Raw genomic sequence first — 15,593 nt, 5'->3', positions numbered from 1 at the left:
CTCCCTCACTGGGCGACAGCCGGCACAATCTCCGTCGCGATCAAGCGGAGTGCATCGACGTCGTCAAGGTCGAAGGTTTGGAGCATGAGACGGCGGACACCAATCGCGGCACGTGCCCGGATCTGCTCAAGAACCTCCTCAGGCGTACCAACGAGCCAATGGCGCCGCTTCGCCTCCGCGATCACCTCTGCGGGGCTCAGCGTACTCCAGAAGGGGAACCACCGCCGCAACCGGTGAGCTCGCTCCTCCAGCTCCGAGCCATCGCGACCGATAAGGTGCGCTACCATCCACGAACAGACGACCGTCTCCGGATCTCGCCCAATCGCCCGGCAATGCTCATGCAAGAGTGCAACCTTGCGCGCGTGCTCCTCCACGCCAACATTCGTGACGTTCCACTCGGCCGCGTACCTTGCTGCAAGCGGTAGCGTACGGCGCTCTCCTCTCCCACCGATCACGATAGGCAGGCCAGCCTCACGCAACGGCCGAGGACGAAGCTGCGCCTGTACAAGCTGGTAGTATGTTCCCTGATGAGAGACAACCTCACCCGTCCAGAGGAGGCGGATCACCTCAAGTGCTTCAGCCAGACGCTCCATCCGCTCCCGCACCGAGAGCAACGCAAATCCGAATGCCTCGTGCTCTCGCTCGTACCACCCGGCGCCTACTCCGAGGACGTATCGCCCACCGGAAAGATGGTCGAGCGCCACCGCATGCTGAGCAAGTTCGACCGGATGCCGGAAACTCACCGGTGAAACGAGTTGTCCAAAGGTGATCCGAGTCGTGCGCAGCGCCACTGCAGTGAGTGATGGCCAGAGCGCGAGGGTCTCGCGCTCGACCACGCCGATAACCGAGAAGAGATGATCGGACCGCCACAGTGAATCAAAGCCGAGCTCCTCCGTAAGTGCCACTACACGGAACCAGCGCTCCCAGGTAACATCCTCCTGACCCTCGACCATAATGCCGATTCGCATTCGCTACTCCCTTCCGGACACCGACTCGTTTCTAGGAATGCCTGCTCCGTGCCATCAGGGCGGAGCGACCACTACGCCGCCGGCACTCTCTACGAACGACTGACAGCGGGGAGCACTTCTCGCGCCATGAGTTCCAAGCCGTCCACGTCGTCTAGATCGAACAAATGCAGCATGATTCGTTGAATACCCAATGCCGCCCAACCCCGAATTTGGCTCACGATCTCCCGCGGTGTGCCAACCAGCCACCACCGCCGTCGTAGCTCCTCAAGAATCCGCTCTGGATCGGGCCTATCTCGGTCTTCTCCTCGCCAATGCGCGAACCGTAACGCCTTCTCTCGGAGCTCGGCTTGCGAGCGCCCGATCACAGAGGTCATCATGAGCGTTCGGCGGATCGACGCTGGATCCCGACCCAATTCCCGGCAGAACTCTTCAAGAATCGAATTCTTCCGACGATACGACTCCGGATCGACGAATCCGGGATTCCATTCGTCAGCAAACTCCGCCACCACGCGAAGTGTGCGCCGTTCTCCTCCACCTCCAATCAGAATCGGCACCCCTTCACCACGGAGGGGAGTCGGACGAAGCACCGCACCGTCCAGCGAGAAGAAGCGGCCTTTGTGGTGCACCGGCCCGCCACGCCACAACGCCCGGACTATCTGCAGACTCTCCCGTAGCCGCTCGACCCGCAGACTAGGTGGCGGGAGCTGGAATCCAAACGCCTGATGCTCTCGCTCCTGCCAACCTGCCCCGATCCCAAGGATGTACCGTCCGCCGGAGAGGTGATCCAGCGCGACTGCATTTTGCGCGAGTTCGACAGGGTGCCGATAGGTGGTCGGTGAGACAAGCTGCCCAATGCGCACGCGCGAGGTCAGCAGCGCCGCCGCTGTGAGCGCCGGCCACATCGCCAGGGATTCGCGTGCAGCTCCTGGAAAGACGGTCCATAAGTGATCGGAGGTCCAGACCGACTCGAAGCCTAGGCGCTCCGCATGCTCGACTACTCGCAGCCAACCCTCCCAGGTTACGTCTTCCTGGATGGCCACCATCACTCCAAGTTGCATGCGACTGTCCTTTTCCCAACCACAAACGCGCCCCGCGCATCACCATTCCAACACAGGAGCCTCGCTATTTTAGAACTTTATAAAACGCGCAAAAACCCTGTCCTGACCACTGGACGCACTTTCCGAACTCACACGTGTGGTAGGACTTCGCGGGCGATCAGTTCAATCTGGTCGATATCGTCGAGATCAAGCGTCTGGAGCATGACCAGGTCGACGCCGAGTGCAGCCCACGTTCGCAGCTGATCGACAATCTCCGCAGGCCGCCCGACGAACCACGAACGCCGGCGCAATTCGGCTAAGAACTCATCTGCCTCGTAACGTCGCGTGAAGTACAGTGGTTGCTCCCCAGTCAAATATTCTTGGAGCCGCATCGCTCGCTTCCGGAGCTCCGCCTCCGTCCGGCCGATGACGTATCCTGCCATCAAGGTTCGCCGAATAGTCGCAGGATCACGGCCCAACTCCGAACAGTAAGCGCGAAGACGCTCGTCCTTTCGACGGAATCCATCTGGATCGGTGAATCCTGGATTCCACTCGTCAGCGAACTCAGCCACAAGGCGCAGCGTCTTTCGCTCTCCACCTCCCCCAATCATGATGGGGACGCCACTCGGACGAAGCGGCCGTGGCCGGAGAACAGCTTGTTCAAGACAGAAATGTTGCCCACGATAGGTTCTTGGCTCTCCACTCCACAGCAGCCGAATCACCTCTAGCGCCTCGCGTAGACGCTCTGAACGCTCACGAACTGGCGGTAGAACAAAGCCGAACGCCCGATGTTCCCGTTCGAACCATCCCGCACCAATGCCCAGCACATAGCGTCCTCCAGAGAGATGGTCGAGCGCAACCGCATGCTGGGCGAGTTCTACTGGATGGCGGAAAGTCACCGGAGAGACGAGCTGCCCGAAGCGAATCCGCTTCGTACGAAGCGCGGCCGCGGTCAACGACGGCCACAGTGCAAGGGAAGCCCGCTCTGAAGCTCCAACGACCGAAGTGAGGTGATCTGAGCGCCAAATGGAATCGAAACCAAGGGCCTCGGCAAGATCCACCACGCGCAGCCAGCGCTCCCAGGTAACGTCTTCCTGCCCCTCCACCATGATCCCGAGCTTCATGGCTCTTCCTCACAGAGATCCACTGGGGAACGGGAGACCAAGCCCTCCCGCCAGTGCCCCGACCTTTGCTGTGACCGCCTCATCGACGCGACGCAGCGCATCGTTTACCGCCGCTGCAATGAGGTCCTCCAGCATTTCCGTATCACCGGTCTCGACCACTGCTGGATCAAGTGTCACACGACGCACATGCCGGAGACCGTCCACTTCCACGCGTACCGCCCCGCCGCCAGCCGAGCCCTCAACCACCAATTCAGATAATTCAGCCTGAACCTTTGCGAGCTGCTCTTGAACCTGCTTCAAAAGACGCAAATTTGGCTGCACGACGCACCTTCCTTCACTTGCCCCTACGGGCCCTGACCGCACCTTCACCGGTTCGAGCTGACGCGGATGCCCGCGAGCGCCGCCTTCCGCTGCTCCACGCGCTCCACCATCGCCCGTGCATTCGCCAGCGACTCTGGGGTGATCGGCACGCCATCCATCATCGCTGCCAGCTCCTCCAGGCGCGCTTCTCCACGGAGTTCGTGGACAAGAGTTTCCGTCGTTCCTTCCTCGACATGCTTCGTGATTTTATAGTGTCGATCCGCAAACGCTGCGATCTGTGGAAGATGGCTGATCACAATGACCTGGTGTCGTTGGGCGAGTTCCCACAACCGTTCACCCACAACCTGTGCGCTCCGGCTTCCGATCCCCACATCAACTTCGTCAAATACCAGTGTCGGCGTCTCATCCACCTCAGACAAGATCGATTTCAAGGCCAACATCAACCGTGCCATCTCACCACCAGAAGCAATCCGCGCGAGTGGCCGCGGTTCCTGACCCGGATTTGGCGCGATGAGAAATTCCGCCCGATCCCAACCGCTTTCACTGCAGGTCGCAGCACGCCCGACAATCGACTCCAGGCGAGCCGAATCGTCAAAGAGCACGGTAAATCGTCCTTGGCCAAGCCGCAGCGCCCGCATCGCCTCGCTCATCGCGCGTTCCAAGTCGACAGCCGCTCTGCGCCGACGCTGGCTCAACTCCTCTGCGCGCTGAACCACCTCAGCCGCGAGCGCCTCGGCCCGCGCCTCCAGCTCAGCGATCCGCTCATCACTCGATTCCAGCGTCTCCAACTCTCGTCGCGCCCGCTCAGCGTAGCTTAAGATCTCTTCGACCGTCGCGCCATACTTGCGCTTGAGGCGTCTGAGCAATTCGAGTCGGTCTTCAATCGCTGCCAGACGATCGGGGTCAGACTCAACCGTCTCCGCGTACACCCGCATCGTTCGCACGACATCTTCAATACTATAGAGTGCTTCTCGAAGCTGCCCAACAAGCCCTTGCTGGTCGGGATCCAAGCGTGCAAGTTCCTCCAATCGCAAGCTTGCACGCCGCAGCGCGTCCAACGGTGTGTCGTCTTCGCCGTCCAAGTTGGCGACGACCTCTGCGGCGAGCATCGCGAGACGCTCAGCATTCTGCAGACGAGCTCGCTCTCGCTGGAGTTCCTCCTCTTCGTCCGGCCGCAGCCGAGCACCCGTAATCTCTTGGAGCTGGTACCGCAGGAAGTCGATGCGATGCGCTCGATCGCGCTCCTGGGCCCGTAACTGGTCAAGTTCGCGGAGCGTCGCGCGAAACTCACGAACTGCTCGTGCCAATTCACTGCGCAGCGGGAGCAATCCGCCAAACCGATCGAGGAGCTCAAGCTGCCGTTCAGTCTTGAGAAGCGAGAGATGGTCACTCTGCCCATGAATATCGACCAGAGCTGCGCCGATCGTCGCAAGCACCCCGGCCGGCACAGCCTGCCCGTTCACTCGAGCGATACTGCGCCCGTTCGCTTGCACTTCTCGGGAAAGGATCAATTGATCGTCCTCCGGCACGATTCCAGACTCAGCAAGTGCCGCGGCTAACCCGGTTGCACTAAGCTGAGAGACGTCGAAGATCGCCTCGACCCAGGCACGCGACGCGCCGCTGCGCACGAGATCACTCGAGGCACGTGCTCCGAGCACGAGCCCCAACGCATCGATGAGGATTGACTTTCCAGCGCCGGTCTCCCCAGTCAGCGCGGTGAAACCCGGGCCGAACTCCACTTGGACTTCGCGGATGATTGCAATGTTTCGGATTGTGAGTTGCAGCAACATTGTCCTCACGATCCATCCGAGCCCGTTCGGGCCGCTTCGTTCCGGATGCTGATTCAAATTGTACGGCACCGAGCACAGCTGACCGCTGTTACACTGAGAAACAAGCGACAATCGCCAAGAAGGGGGAAGGAAGCGACGGTGGCAGACGAAGTGACACGCGATACCTGGCGGATTGCACTGGCACAAGTCGATCCAACGGTTGGGGACTTTCCTGGGAACGTCCGATTGATTCGTGACCTAGCACGGCAGGCAGCAGAACTTGGCAGCTCCATTATCGCCTTTCCAGAGCTTGTCATCACTGGCTATCCGCCAGAAGACCTCCTCCTCAAGGTGAGCTTCGTCGAGGCAGCCCGCCGTGCACTCCTTCAGCTCCTCGATGTCGTCCCTGATCGGGTGCTCATCGTCGGTGTCCCCTGGGTGGAAGGCGGCATGCTCTACAACGGAGCGGCCGTCCTCGCCCGCGGCGAGCTCGTCGCCGTCGTACCCAAGCACCACCTGCCGACCTATGGTGTCTTCGACGAAGATCGCTATTTTGCTCGCGGGACGCAGACGTATCGATTCCTCTGGGGGAATCTGCGCTTTGGCGTGACGATCTGCGAGGATATCTGGTACCCCGTGGGACCAGCCAGCAGCCTCGCCACACAGGGAATCGACCTTCTGGTCAACATCAACGGTTCCCCATATCACCGTGGAAAGTGGCAACAGCGTCAGACGATGCTCCAAACGCGTGCTTCAGATTGCGGCTGCTATCTCGCGTACGTCAATATGGTCGGTGGTCAGGACGAGCTTGTTTTCGACGGGAACAGTCTCGTCCTTGACCCGAACGGGACAGTTCTCGCCCGAGGTGCCTCGTTCGACGAGGACCTTATTATCGTTGATCTGCCTGTCACGCGTGTGCTTTCCAGTTGGCTCCACGATCCCCGCCGACGGTGGCTTGCACGCTCCGAGCCGCATCCCACGCTCCCTGTCATTGACCATGAGATCCCGCTGCCGGTGCCAGATGGACAGCTCCCATCGCTGCCGGAGCATGTCCGCCGACAACGGATACCCCTTGAGGGAACCGCCGAGATTTACCAAGCACTAGTGACCGGCGTCCGTGACTATGTGCGCAAGACGGGTTTCCGTACCGCGGTCATCGGCCTCTCGGGCGGCATCGACTCATCATTGACAGCCTGCATCGCAGCAGACGCCCTTGGGCCGGAGAATGTAACCGGTCTTTCGATGCCAAGCCGGTATTCTTCGCGGCACAGTATGGAGGATGCTGAAGCGCTCGCCCGCAATCTCGGAATCCGCTTCATTGTCATTCCCATTGAGCCAGTACACCGCGTCTTCCGCGAGGTACTTGCACCGTTGGGTAACCAACCCGAAGAACCCGATGTCGCTGACGAGAATCTCCAGGCCCGTATCCGTGGAACGATCCTAATGACCTACTCGAATCGCTTTGGGCCGATCGTCCTGACAACCGGCAACAAGTCTGAGATGGCTTGCGGTTACGCTACATTGTATGGCGACATGGCTGGGGGATTCGGAGTACTCAAGGATGTTCCGAAGCTTCTCGTCTACGAACTGGCGCGGTATCGCAATAGTCTGTCGCCGGTCATCCCCGAGCGCGTCTTCACAAAACCCCCTTCCGCGGAACTCCGCCCCAATCAGAAAGACGTCGACACCCTTCCGCCGTTCGAGATCCTCGATCCACTGCTCGAACTCTATGTCGAGCAGGACATGGGGCGAGAGGAACTGATCCGTGAGGGGTTCGATCCCGAAATTGTCGATCGTGTCATTGCAATGGTCGATCGCGCGGAATACAAGCGACGTCAAGCGGCACCAGGGGTCAAGCTCACGCCGCGCGCCTTCGGCCGCGATCGCCGATTGCCTATCGCGAACTGGTTCCGCGGTTGAGTTGCCGCGTCCCTCACAGAATTGATACAGTTGCGCCACACGACTCATGGTGAGTATGTCTTTGTGATGAAACTCGACCGAGGAAAGGCGAGTGAGCGGTGCGCAACGGAGCGGTTCCTGATATCGTCATCAGACGCTTACCACTGTACTTGCGGACCCTCCGCCAGCTGCATCGTGACGGCTGGCGAACAATCTCGTCCGAAGAGCTCGCCCAGCAGCTCGGCTCGACTGCGGCACAGATCCGACGCGACCTCTCCTACTTTGGCCGTTTCGGCAAACAGGGCTATGGTTATTCGGTTGAGGCACTCATCCGCGAACTCGAAGGTGTGCTGCAGCTCGATCGGGTCTGGAATGTGGCGCTCGTTGGATATGGAAATCTCGGTCAAGCCATCGCCCATTACCGCGGCTTCGAGCCAAACGGCTTCCGGATCGCGGCAATCTTCGCTAAGAATCCAGAGCACGTTGGTCAAGTTGTCAACGGAATAGTTGTCCTCCCCGAGACTGAGATCGAACGGGTCATCAGCGAGCTGAGCATCCGCATCGGCATCATTGCTGTTCCGGCAGAGGCGGCACAAGAAGTCGCCAATCGTCTTGTGGCAGGCGGAGTGCGGGCCATCCTTAACTATGCTCCCGTGGTCCTCCACGTTCCCCCCGATGTCACAGTACGCGAAATTGACCCGATCAGTATGCTCCAGAGCATGACGTACTATGTTCGCGAAAATGGATATCGCTCAGAGGAGAACGGACACGCGACCTTAGTTCCAGCGCTTAGGGCAACAATCGCCGCAGAGAGACGTCCGGTAACGAGCTAAGGAAACCGATCAGGAGGAGCAGATCACCGACCAGTAGGACGGCCATCAGTGCGAGCGGAAGTGTCGCTCCAATCCCTTCGAGATAATCATCGAGTCCGCCGATTTGGCTGATCAGTAGCAGGTATCCGGCCCAGCCGAGGCCGATGAGCATCGCGCCCAGCACCAAGACCGGGGTCAAAGACAAGTCACGCCAAACAAGTACAGCAAGATTCAAGAGAAGCAAAACGATACCTGGGAAAACCAACGCGCCTACCACTGTCCAAAGTTGCTGCACCCCCTCCGACGAAGCCCAGCCATTAGCTGGCCGACGTACGCGCGGCCAACTCCGCTCCAAATAGTCTTCTGTTAACTCGATGGTGACCAGCAGTAGTGCGCTCACCAGAATAAGCAACCAGAGCCGCAGGTCGAACGACACGACCCGCCTCCAACCAAGGCATGGCCAGACGGACCTGCACCACCGCTTCGCGGAGTGCGACGGCTGAGCGATACCCTACCATGAACCGCGGCCCCCGACAATCGCCCACCACAAGGGCTGAGCGCGCAGTGCAAGGCAGCAAATCCCGCAAAGCCTCTTCTCGAGCAGCACGCGAGTTCACCTCGCGAAAAAGCCAACGTTAGGTCATGCTGCTCACTGAACCTTATCCGACAGTCGCACCAACACTTGGTGTTAGGGTCAGAACCCTAGGCCTGCCGCGCGAGCACGTGCCAGCGTGCTCTCGGCCATCCGCAAGCTCGCCGCATCAATCATCGTCGTCCCAATTGCCGTCGCGCCACGGCGCTGCTGCTCAGCTTCGTGATAGGCACGCAGCACTTCCTTTGCCCACGCGATTTCCTCTTCTGTCGGTGTGAACACCTCGTTGACGACCGAGATCTGCGCTGGATGGATGCACCACTTGCCGTCATACCCGAGCGCCCTCGCCTGCAGAGCAGCACGGCGTAATCCGTCAAGATCTCGATAATCAGCGTAGGGGCCATCGATCGCCCGGAGTCCATAAGCCCGCGCCGCGACCAGCAAGTGGTGCATCGGATAGTGGAGCCGAGAACCGCCGTACACTTCGTCCCAGCGATCGGTCATGCCGATCGCGGTCATTGGCATTCCCATTGAGGCAGCGTAGTCCCCCGGGCCGAAAACGAGACTGCGCAGCCGATCGCTCGCTGCTGCAATTGCTGCCGCATGCAGAATGCCACTCGCCGTTTCAAGCTGAACCTCTAACTCGACGCGATGCCCAATACCACCCGCCGTTTCCAGCTGGTTCAACAGCAGGCAAACCGCACGGACCTCGTCGGGGTGGTCAACTTTAGGCAGAATGATGATGTTAAGACGATTGCCAGCCGATTCGACAAGTTCGACGAGGTCACGATAGCAATGCGGAGAGTCCAGCGGGTTAATCCGCACCGCTCGTGGACGTCCGCGCCAATCCAGTTCCTGTAAGGCCCGCACCACATGACGGCGCGCCTCCCCCTTGGCAGTCTCCGCGACCGAATCTTCAAGATCGAGAAAAACGAGATCCGCTTCAGAACGCAACGCTTTCTCGAAGAGTTCTGGCCGTGAACCGGGAACGGAAAGGACGCTTCGCTCCGGATGCAGCACCGTCAACTCCTTTCTCCTCTTGTCCTTCCCCAGGCGCAGGATAGAGCAGGAGCGGCTCTACTGTCATCTCTTCTATGTTCTCCGACGCTATCGCTCCACAATTGACTCTGCAGCCGAATCGCTACGTCGCCAACCACGGGAGATTATCCAAACAAGCGCCAAGGAAGCTTGTGTCCCCCGCTCTCGCAATAGTGGGAATCTCAGCAAGACGGTTGCGTCTTTCCATACTTGTCCAGTCGATCCCCTCCAACATGCGGTACACTGACCTCAGGGAGAGTGATGGCACAGGATCAGTCTCGCCTGGCACGAGAGTTTGCCGAGCGAGTTCGCGAGGCAACAGGTCAGGAACTCGATTTCTCGCTGGACGCGCTTGTCGTGCTCGATGACCTCCTCGACGAGTGGTTGCATCTCGCCGAGGTCTATGGTGGCGAGCGTCCGCAAGACCTCACAGAGCTTGCGCAGCCACTTGCTGCCTACGTTGGTGAGACTATTCGGTTGGCCTTTGGAGGCAGATGGATCGAGCGGCCAGGTGGACCGGTTCTCCGGCTCGCGGAAGCAGTCGACCTGGAACTCCTGCCCCTTGTCCAGGCTATTCTTACCCGACAGTATCCTCCCGCCTTTGCCCGTCTGGCTGCCGCATTGGAGCGAGAACTCGAAGAACGCGCATGGAAGTAGAACCGCACACGCGCTTCATCGGCATCGACTTTAGTGCTGCCCGAGACGCTGCCGATCGAACTTGGGTCACCGTCGCTTTTGGTGATCACGATCACCTCACGGTGGCAGAAAGCCGACCGGTGCGGACGTTACTCGAATATCCATCCCAGCCGATTCCGACAGCACTTGTTTCCTTCATCGCACGCAGCGGACCAAGCGTCATCGGCTGTGATGCATGCTTCAGTTTGCCGCTTCCGCTCGTGGATACAATCTGGGAGGACTGGTTGTGCACGTATCCCCGTCGTTTTCCTGATCCTGACGCCCTCCGACGCGCCGGGCGAGACCCCTCTGGCCGCGAGCGCAAGCGACTCACGGATCGCCTGGTACACGCTCCCTTTGCCCCCACCAACCTGCGCCTTTTTCTCCAGACTGATACATGGCTAAGAGAAGTTCTCCACCCCCTCGTCGAGCAACGCATGGTCGCGGTCGCCCCGTTTCACTCACGTGCCTTAGATCGGCCCTATCTTCTGGAAGTGTGCCCTGCAGTATCACTCCGGGCACTCGACCTACCACACTGTCGTTACAAGGGGAGAACCACTGACGCACAAGCTGCCCGGGAGCAGATCCTCAGGGGTCTCCAGGGCCTTGGTGTCACGCTCTCACCGGCGCTCTCTGATACCGTGATCGCGCAACCTGGGGGTGATGGACTCGATAGCATTGTCGCTGCCGTGACCGCCTGGCTCGTGACGATGCGGAACCCTCCGTCATCAAACCTACCGCCTGAAGCCAGTCGCGAGGGCTGGATCTACGTGCCGCAGCCACCATATCCGCTCGTCAATCGGCGGTAGACAGCGAGAAGTTTCTCCGCAATCCGCTCCCACGCGTACTCCTCCTCGACAAGCTGCCGCCCCGCCCTACCGAGCGCTCGCCGCTGTTCCGGAGAAGCAAGCAGTGATAAGACACTCTCGGCGAAGGCCTGTGGCTCCTCCGCGAGGAGGAGATGGCGTCCATGTTCGCACTCCACCCCCTCGGCCCCAAGCCGCGTGGAGACCACCGCTTTCCCCGCTGCGAGCGCCTCCAAGAGTTTGAGACGCGTCCCACTTCCCGCGCGCAGTGGCACAACGACGACACTTGCCCGGGCGAGCCAGGGCCAGACGTCCGGTACGGTACCGACCACCACAACCCCAGGTATCCTTTGGAGACGCCGCACCTCCGCAGGCGGATCAAAACCGACGAGGGTTAGCCGCGCCGTGGGACGACAACGGACGATTCGCGGCCACACCTGTTCGGTGAACCACCGGATTCCATCCACGTTCGGCCAGTACCGAAAGCTCCCAACAAAAAGCACATGATCTGGCTCCGCTAGTTCAGGAGGTTGCAACGGATAGCGGTCCAATTCGACGCCATTCGGGACGATCGCTACGCGTGCTTCGCTGACCGCAGCAATCTCGTGTGCATCGACACGGGACGTGGCAAGACACCACGTCGCTCGTTGCCAAGCCGCCCGCTCGTCCCGCCGGACACGAGCGGTTTCCAGGTGTAGCCACAGTCGGCGCCACACGGGGGCTTGCCCAGCAATACGCTCCAGCGCCCGGTACTCCACGTTGTGCGCGTCGAGGACAAGCGGCATCTCCGGTGAAAATGGCAACAGCCCTAAAGGTCCATATTCCACCTGCACCACATCGAATGCATGCTCCCCGAGTTTCCGGACGACAGGAGCAAGCGGCCACGCGAACGTCCAGTAAAAGGCGGATCGCCGCGAGAAAAGCGAGCGCAGTTGACGAACGCGCTTCGCAAGCGTTGGTCCCTCACCCGGAGTCCAGGCGCTTGGCACCCGGAGGAGACGAACCGGAGCGAATACCTCGCTTGCCTCCTCCCACGGAACATCGGGCGGAGTGCTGGCAAGGAGCGTGACATCATGCTCCAACGCGAGAGCGCGGAGGAGCTGCCAGATGCGCAGCGCTCCTCCCGTTCTCACTGGGTAGGGCAATAATGGCGAAACAACCAGGACGCGCAACGAGATCTCCGCGTTTCCTTTCTCAAAACTCCATCTCTTCCACCGCCGCGTCATTGTAACGAGTCGGTGGGAAAGTATGCGTGAACAGGTTATCCTCGGCAGTGAAGCCGATTCGTGTCGTTGGATGACGAGGAGTCTCTTATGGAGTCACACACGTTTCCGTATCCCGAACTTTTGGACGCCGCCCTCGCTCGTCTCGTTCCCGCGCAGCAGGTGATACTCACAGAATTTCGCCCGCTGCCCTCATTCCGACGGAACGCCTGGCACGTCATCTTCCGTGACCGCTCCGACAAGAGTCGGAGTACCCTTTCTCTGCTGGCACTTCTCGTTCCCCGAACATTGGAGTACTCCACTCCCACAACCTCGTACGCCATCGCGACGTCTGCCGGATTACCGACGCCAACGATCCGCAGCGTGGCTGAAGGCCCTGAAAACGTGCTCTTCCTCTGCTCGCTCCCGTCGGGAACCGCACTCACCAAGGTCTTGCGCGAGTGTGATGCTCCGTGGCAGATCAGTGCCGCTGCAGTGAGCCTGGCTCGGTTCCTGGTACGGCTACATCGCACTCCATCCAGCGCGCTTGGCATCGAGGCAACTGCAGAGCGTACTGCTGAGCTCGACCGTACCCGCCTTGCAACACTCCGCGAGGTAATACGCGACACTCCAGATTTGTTGCGGGGGACACTCGAGAGCATCCTCGACTGGATCGATGACCAATTGCATGTCAGTGCACCCCTTGTACCGACGCTCGGCCACCTCCCGCTGGCGAGTGTGTTTGTAGACAACGGTGAAGTAACCTGCGCGTTCGGTTGGGAGCAGCTCGCTCTTCGCCCGGCCGCCGCAGACTTTGCCGGCCTTCTCACCGAACTTGCGCCTTTTGACGACGCGGTCCGCGCGCTTTTTCTCTCCGTTGTGCAAGCCAGCTACTTACAGGCAGGTGGCTCAACGCTGGCTGATGCACCCGCCCGCGCGTTGCTCGATATTGTCGAGCGAACTCTCATCGCCTGGACCGCCCGCGCCTCGCACGCGTTCAGTGGAGGGCCCCGCGATCCGTTCGGGGTAGTGCGGACCCTCGAGAGCGCCCATCGGGCCGCGCGCTCTGGACTGGCCGCAATGGCGTACCTCTGATTCAGGCAGTCACAAGTTCCTCAGCGAGCTCGCTGAGCACCCGCACTCGCCGGACGATGCTCGCAAGCGTGGCGGGGTCGATCGACTGGCGACCATCGACGAGCGCGGCATCTGGTTCGACATGAACCTCAACGAGAAGACCATGCGCTCCGGCAGCAATCGCTGCAAGCGACAGAGGTGGCACGAGTTCACGTCTCCCCGTCCCATGACTTGGGTCGACAATCACTGGTAGATGGCTCAACTGGCGCACCAGCGGGACTGCATTGAGATCGAGCATGAATCGCGTCGCTGGTTCAAAACTCCGCACCCCTCGTTCGCAGAGGACCACCTGATCGTTCCCACCAGCAAGAAGGTATTCCGCAGCAAGCAGCCATTCCTCAATGGTGGCGGCAAAACCACGCTTCAGAAGAACCGGTTTCCCAGTTGCCGCTACCTTCCGCAGAAGTGCGAAGTTCATCATGTTCCGGCTGCCAATCTGGAGCATGTCTGCATATTGAGCGACAAGATCGACCTGCTCGGTATCCAATACCTCCGTCACGATTGGTAGTCCGGTCTGCTCCCGTGCCTCCGCAAGGAGTTCTAAGCCACGCTCGCCAAGACCTTGAAAACTATATGGGGAAGTTCGTGGCTTGAATGCGCCTCCCCGCAGCAGCGATGCCCCTGCGTCTCGCACTGCTTCTGCAGTGCGGAGCAGCTGCTCTCGATTCTCAACCGTGCAGGGCCCGGCGATGATAACCGGCTCATGACCGCCGACAACAACATCTCCAACTCGTACGGTTGTTCCTCGGGGCCGACTCGCGAGAGCGGCCAAACGGTATGGTTCGGAAGGTGTCACGATTGCCTCGACGCCCGGGTACCTTGCGAGTTCTGCGGCAATACCTGCCGTGATTTCCTGTCCATTCACCGCCAAGATCGGTTGGCCGCCCCGCAGAAGTGTCGTGACTGTGAACCCCCAACGGTGTAAGTCGTCCAACAGTGCCTGCTGGTCATGCGGATCAACATCGGGCCGCAGCCGGAGAATCATCACCTCAGCTCCTTTCCCTTCTGGGTCTCCATAAAACAAAGCGAGCAGAGGTCATCACCTCTGCTCGCCGGCGTCACTGGCTTTTCGGGCTACGGGGTCAGCGCTTCAACACCCGGTGCCCCGCCAGCAACGCCGGCGGGCTAAAGTAGTACGCAAACCAAGCCTGGTGCTGAAGCGACACGCAACCCATAGCGTCACTCACTATAGTCCTCACGGCTCCGGCTGTCAAGGGGGTGCCTGATCGTCCAAAACACCACGCCTCTCCGATGCAGCGCACTGTGCGCACCACTTTGCATCCAACGTGCCGAGAGAATCCTCGAGTTCGCGGATGGCACCATCTCAGGTGATTACCTCCTCATGCAGGTACCGTGGTTGCGTTCGCCACGAACACTTCACTTCAACGGCCGAGAAACCAAAAGAGGCACTTTTTTCATCGCGCACATCCCGCCAGACGCAAACGGTATCAGCGAACAAGCGCTGGCCTCGCTCACCCCAATCATCCAGGACATCGCCCACGAGGTTGGCCGTAATTGGTTTACCCTCTCCTCAATCGAAGACCAGAACACCTCGAATGAGCCGACCTTCCTCGAGATCCAGGAAAGCCTGATTAATTTCGTCCAGCCGATAACGCTTCGTCACGAGCTCGTCCAGCTTCAGCTTTCCGTCGCGATAGAGACTCAGCAAGCGCGGGATATCCACACGCGGCACATTGTGGCCGAAGATTGTCCCGACAATTTCCTTCGCGAGTAGCATGAAATCGACCGGAGTAATGTTCATACGCTGCATCCGTCGGTCTGATGCCCCGACAATCACGGTTCGTCCCGCTTTGCGGGTTGCCCGAACCGCAGTACCAATCACCTCAGCAGTCACCAACGAAACCNCGGCCATGGCGGCACCCTGCACCGCGTTCATCCCGACACCGCCGGTGCCGAAGATCGCCACTGTCTCCCCGGGACGGACCCGGGCGCGGTTGACGGCGGCACCCCAGCCGGTGGGAACAGCGCAGCCGACCAGACATGCCCGATCCAACGGGAGATCCGGATCGATCTTGATAACCGAGTCGACCGGGCAGACCGTGTACTCGCTAAACGCAGAAACGAGGGCAAACTGGGCAATATCTTCACCAGCCTGGTTGTGGAAGCGGAACGTCCCGTCCAGTTGCGTCCCTTGACCAATCAAAATGCCACGATCACAAATCGCGGCCAACCCGCTCAAGCACCAGCGGCACTTG

Annotated in this window: 14 protein-coding genes; 5 read left to right on the top strand and 9 right to left on the bottom strand. The window is 60.1% G+C overall.

Annotated elements, in window-relative coordinates; all coding sequences use genetic code 11:
- Nucleotides 1–5: 5 nt before the first annotated feature.
- From NET03_RS11820 to recN, 5 genes are all read right to left on the bottom strand, one after another.
- Nucleotides 6–968, bottom strand: coding sequence for a TIGR03560 family F420-dependent LLM class oxidoreductase (locus NET03_RS11820; RefSeq protein WP_252129130.1), 963 nt, complete (start codon nt 966–968; stop codon nt 6–8).
- 89 nt (nt 969–1,057) lie between these two features.
- A complete protein-coding gene (locus NET03_RS11815) occupies nt 1,058–2,026 on the bottom strand; it encodes a TIGR03560 family F420-dependent LLM class oxidoreductase (RefSeq protein ID WP_252129129.1) in 969 nt (322 codons plus the stop codon).
- 128 nt (nt 2,027–2,154) lie between these two features.
- The gene (locus tag NET03_RS11810; protein ID WP_252129128.1) at nt 2,155–3,129 is read right to left on the bottom strand and encodes an LLM class F420-dependent oxidoreductase; all 975 of its coding nucleotides are present in this window, start codon (nt 3,127–3,129) and stop codon (nt 2,155–2,157) included.
- A 9-nt stretch (nt 3,130–3,138) separates the two neighbouring features.
- Nucleotides 3,139–3,450, bottom strand: a complete 312-nt coding sequence (locus NET03_RS11805; protein ID WP_252129127.1) for a YbaB/EbfC family nucleoid-associated protein — start codon at nt 3,448–3,450, stop codon at nt 3,139–3,141.
- Between the two features lie 44 nt (nt 3,451–3,494).
- Nucleotides 3,495–5,240: a DNA repair protein RecN gene (gene recN, locus NET03_RS11800; RefSeq protein WP_252129126.1), complete on the bottom strand. Its 1,746-nt coding sequence runs from the start codon at nt 5,238–5,240 to the stop codon at nt 3,495–3,497.
- A gap of 138 nt (nt 5,241–5,378) precedes the next feature.
- Between recN and NET03_RS11795 the strand changes: the two genes are divergently transcribed.
- Together NET03_RS11795 and NET03_RS11790 are read left to right on the top strand one after the other, a co-directional pair.
- On the top strand, nt 5,379–7,139 hold the full coding sequence (locus tag NET03_RS11795) for an NAD+ synthase (RefSeq protein ID WP_252129125.1): 1,761 nt from the start codon (nt 5,379–5,381) through the stop codon (nt 7,137–7,139).
- 98 nt (nt 7,140–7,237) lie between these two features.
- On the top strand, nt 7,238–7,951 hold the full coding sequence (locus NET03_RS11790; RefSeq protein WP_252129124.1) for a redox-sensing transcriptional repressor Rex: 714 nt from the start codon (nt 7,238–7,240) through the stop codon (nt 7,949–7,951).
- Here NET03_RS11790 and NET03_RS11785 read toward each other — a convergent pair.
- Nucleotides 7,908–8,366, bottom strand: coding sequence for a hypothetical protein (locus NET03_RS11785; protein ID WP_252129123.1), 459 nt, complete (start codon nt 8,364–8,366; stop codon nt 7,908–7,910). The two genes, NET03_RS11790 and NET03_RS11785, sit on opposite strands and share 44 nt — an antisense overlap.
- Nucleotides 8,367–8,624: 258 nt before the next feature.
- A complete protein-coding gene (locus NET03_RS11780) occupies nt 8,625–9,542 on the bottom strand; it encodes an HpcH/HpaI aldolase/citrate lyase family protein (protein WP_252129174.1) in 918 nt (305 codons plus the stop codon).
- A gap of 279 nt (nt 9,543–9,821) precedes the next feature.
- On the opposite strand from NET03_RS11780, the gene NET03_RS11775 reads away from it, so the two are divergent.
- Complete coding sequence (locus NET03_RS11775; protein ID WP_252129122.1) at nt 9,822–10,217, top strand: hypothetical protein; 396 nt, start codon at nt 9,822–9,824, stop codon at nt 10,215–10,217.
- Entirely contained in the window at nt 10,208–11,044 is an 837-nt protein-coding gene (locus tag NET03_RS11770; protein WP_252129121.1) for a DUF429 domain-containing protein, read from the top strand. The genes NET03_RS11775 and NET03_RS11770 overlap by 10 nt, the downstream gene beginning before the upstream one ends.
- Here NET03_RS11770 and NET03_RS11765 read toward each other — a convergent pair.
- Nucleotides 11,002–12,213 (bottom strand): glycosyltransferase, encoded by a 1,212-nt coding sequence (locus tag NET03_RS11765; RefSeq protein ID WP_252129120.1) that lies wholly within the window; start codon nt 12,211–12,213, stop codon nt 11,002–11,004. The two genes, NET03_RS11770 and NET03_RS11765, sit on opposite strands and share 43 nt — an antisense overlap.
- 141 nt (nt 12,214–12,354) lie before the next feature.
- Here NET03_RS11765 and NET03_RS11760 point away from each other — a divergent pair, with 141 nt between their 5' ends.
- On the top strand, nt 12,355–13,338 hold the full coding sequence (locus NET03_RS11760; protein WP_252129119.1) for a phosphotransferase family protein: 984 nt from the start codon (nt 12,355–12,357) through the stop codon (nt 13,336–13,338).
- A gap of 1 nt (nt 13,339) precedes the next feature.
- On the opposite strand, the gene aroF is transcribed toward NET03_RS11760, so the two are convergent.
- Entirely contained in the window at nt 13,340–14,362 is a 1,023-nt protein-coding gene (aroF, locus tag NET03_RS11755) for a 3-deoxy-7-phosphoheptulonate synthase (protein ID WP_252129118.1), read from the bottom strand.
- Between the last annotated feature and the right edge of the window lie 1,231 nt (nt 14,363–15,593).

The sequence above is a fragment of the Thermomicrobium sp. CFH 73360 genome, assembly GCF_023806465.1.
Taxonomy (GTDB): Bacteria; Chloroflexota; Chloroflexia; order Thermomicrobiales; family Thermomicrobiaceae; genus Thermomicrobium.
This window is presented reverse-complemented; position numbering and strand designations above follow the sequence as displayed.

Excerpts from the sequence above, each read along its gene's own strand:
- NET03_RS11820 (WP_252129130.1), bottom strand. The coding sequence starts at position 968 with ATGCGAATCGGCATTATGGTCGAGGGTCAGGAGGATGTTACCTGGGAG.
- NET03_RS11815 (WP_252129129.1), bottom strand. The coding sequence starts at position 2,026 with ATGCAACTTGGAGTGATGGTGGCCATCCAGGAAGACGTAACCTGGGAG.
- NET03_RS11810 (WP_252129128.1), bottom strand. The coding sequence starts at position 3,129 with ATGAAGCTCGGGATCATGGTGGAGGGGCAGGAAGACGTTACCTGGGAG.
- recN (WP_252129126.1), bottom strand. The coding sequence starts at position 5,240 with ATGTTGCTGCAACTCACAATCCGAAACATTGCAATCATCCGCGAAGTC.
- NET03_RS11775 (WP_252129122.1), top strand. The coding sequence starts at position 9,822 with ATGGCACAGGATCAGTCTCGCCTGGCACGAGAGTTTGCCGAGCGAGTT.
- NET03_RS11770 (WP_252129121.1), top strand. The coding sequence starts at position 10,208 with ATGGAAGTAGAACCGCACACGCGCTTCATCGGCATCGACTTTAGTGCT.
- NET03_RS11760 (WP_252129119.1), top strand. The coding sequence starts at position 12,355 with ATGGAGTCACACACGTTTCCGTATCCCGAACTTTTGGACGCCGCCCTC.
- aroF (WP_252129118.1), bottom strand. The coding sequence starts at position 14,362 with ATGATTCTCCGGCTGCGGCCCGATGTTGATCCGCATGACCAGCAGGCA.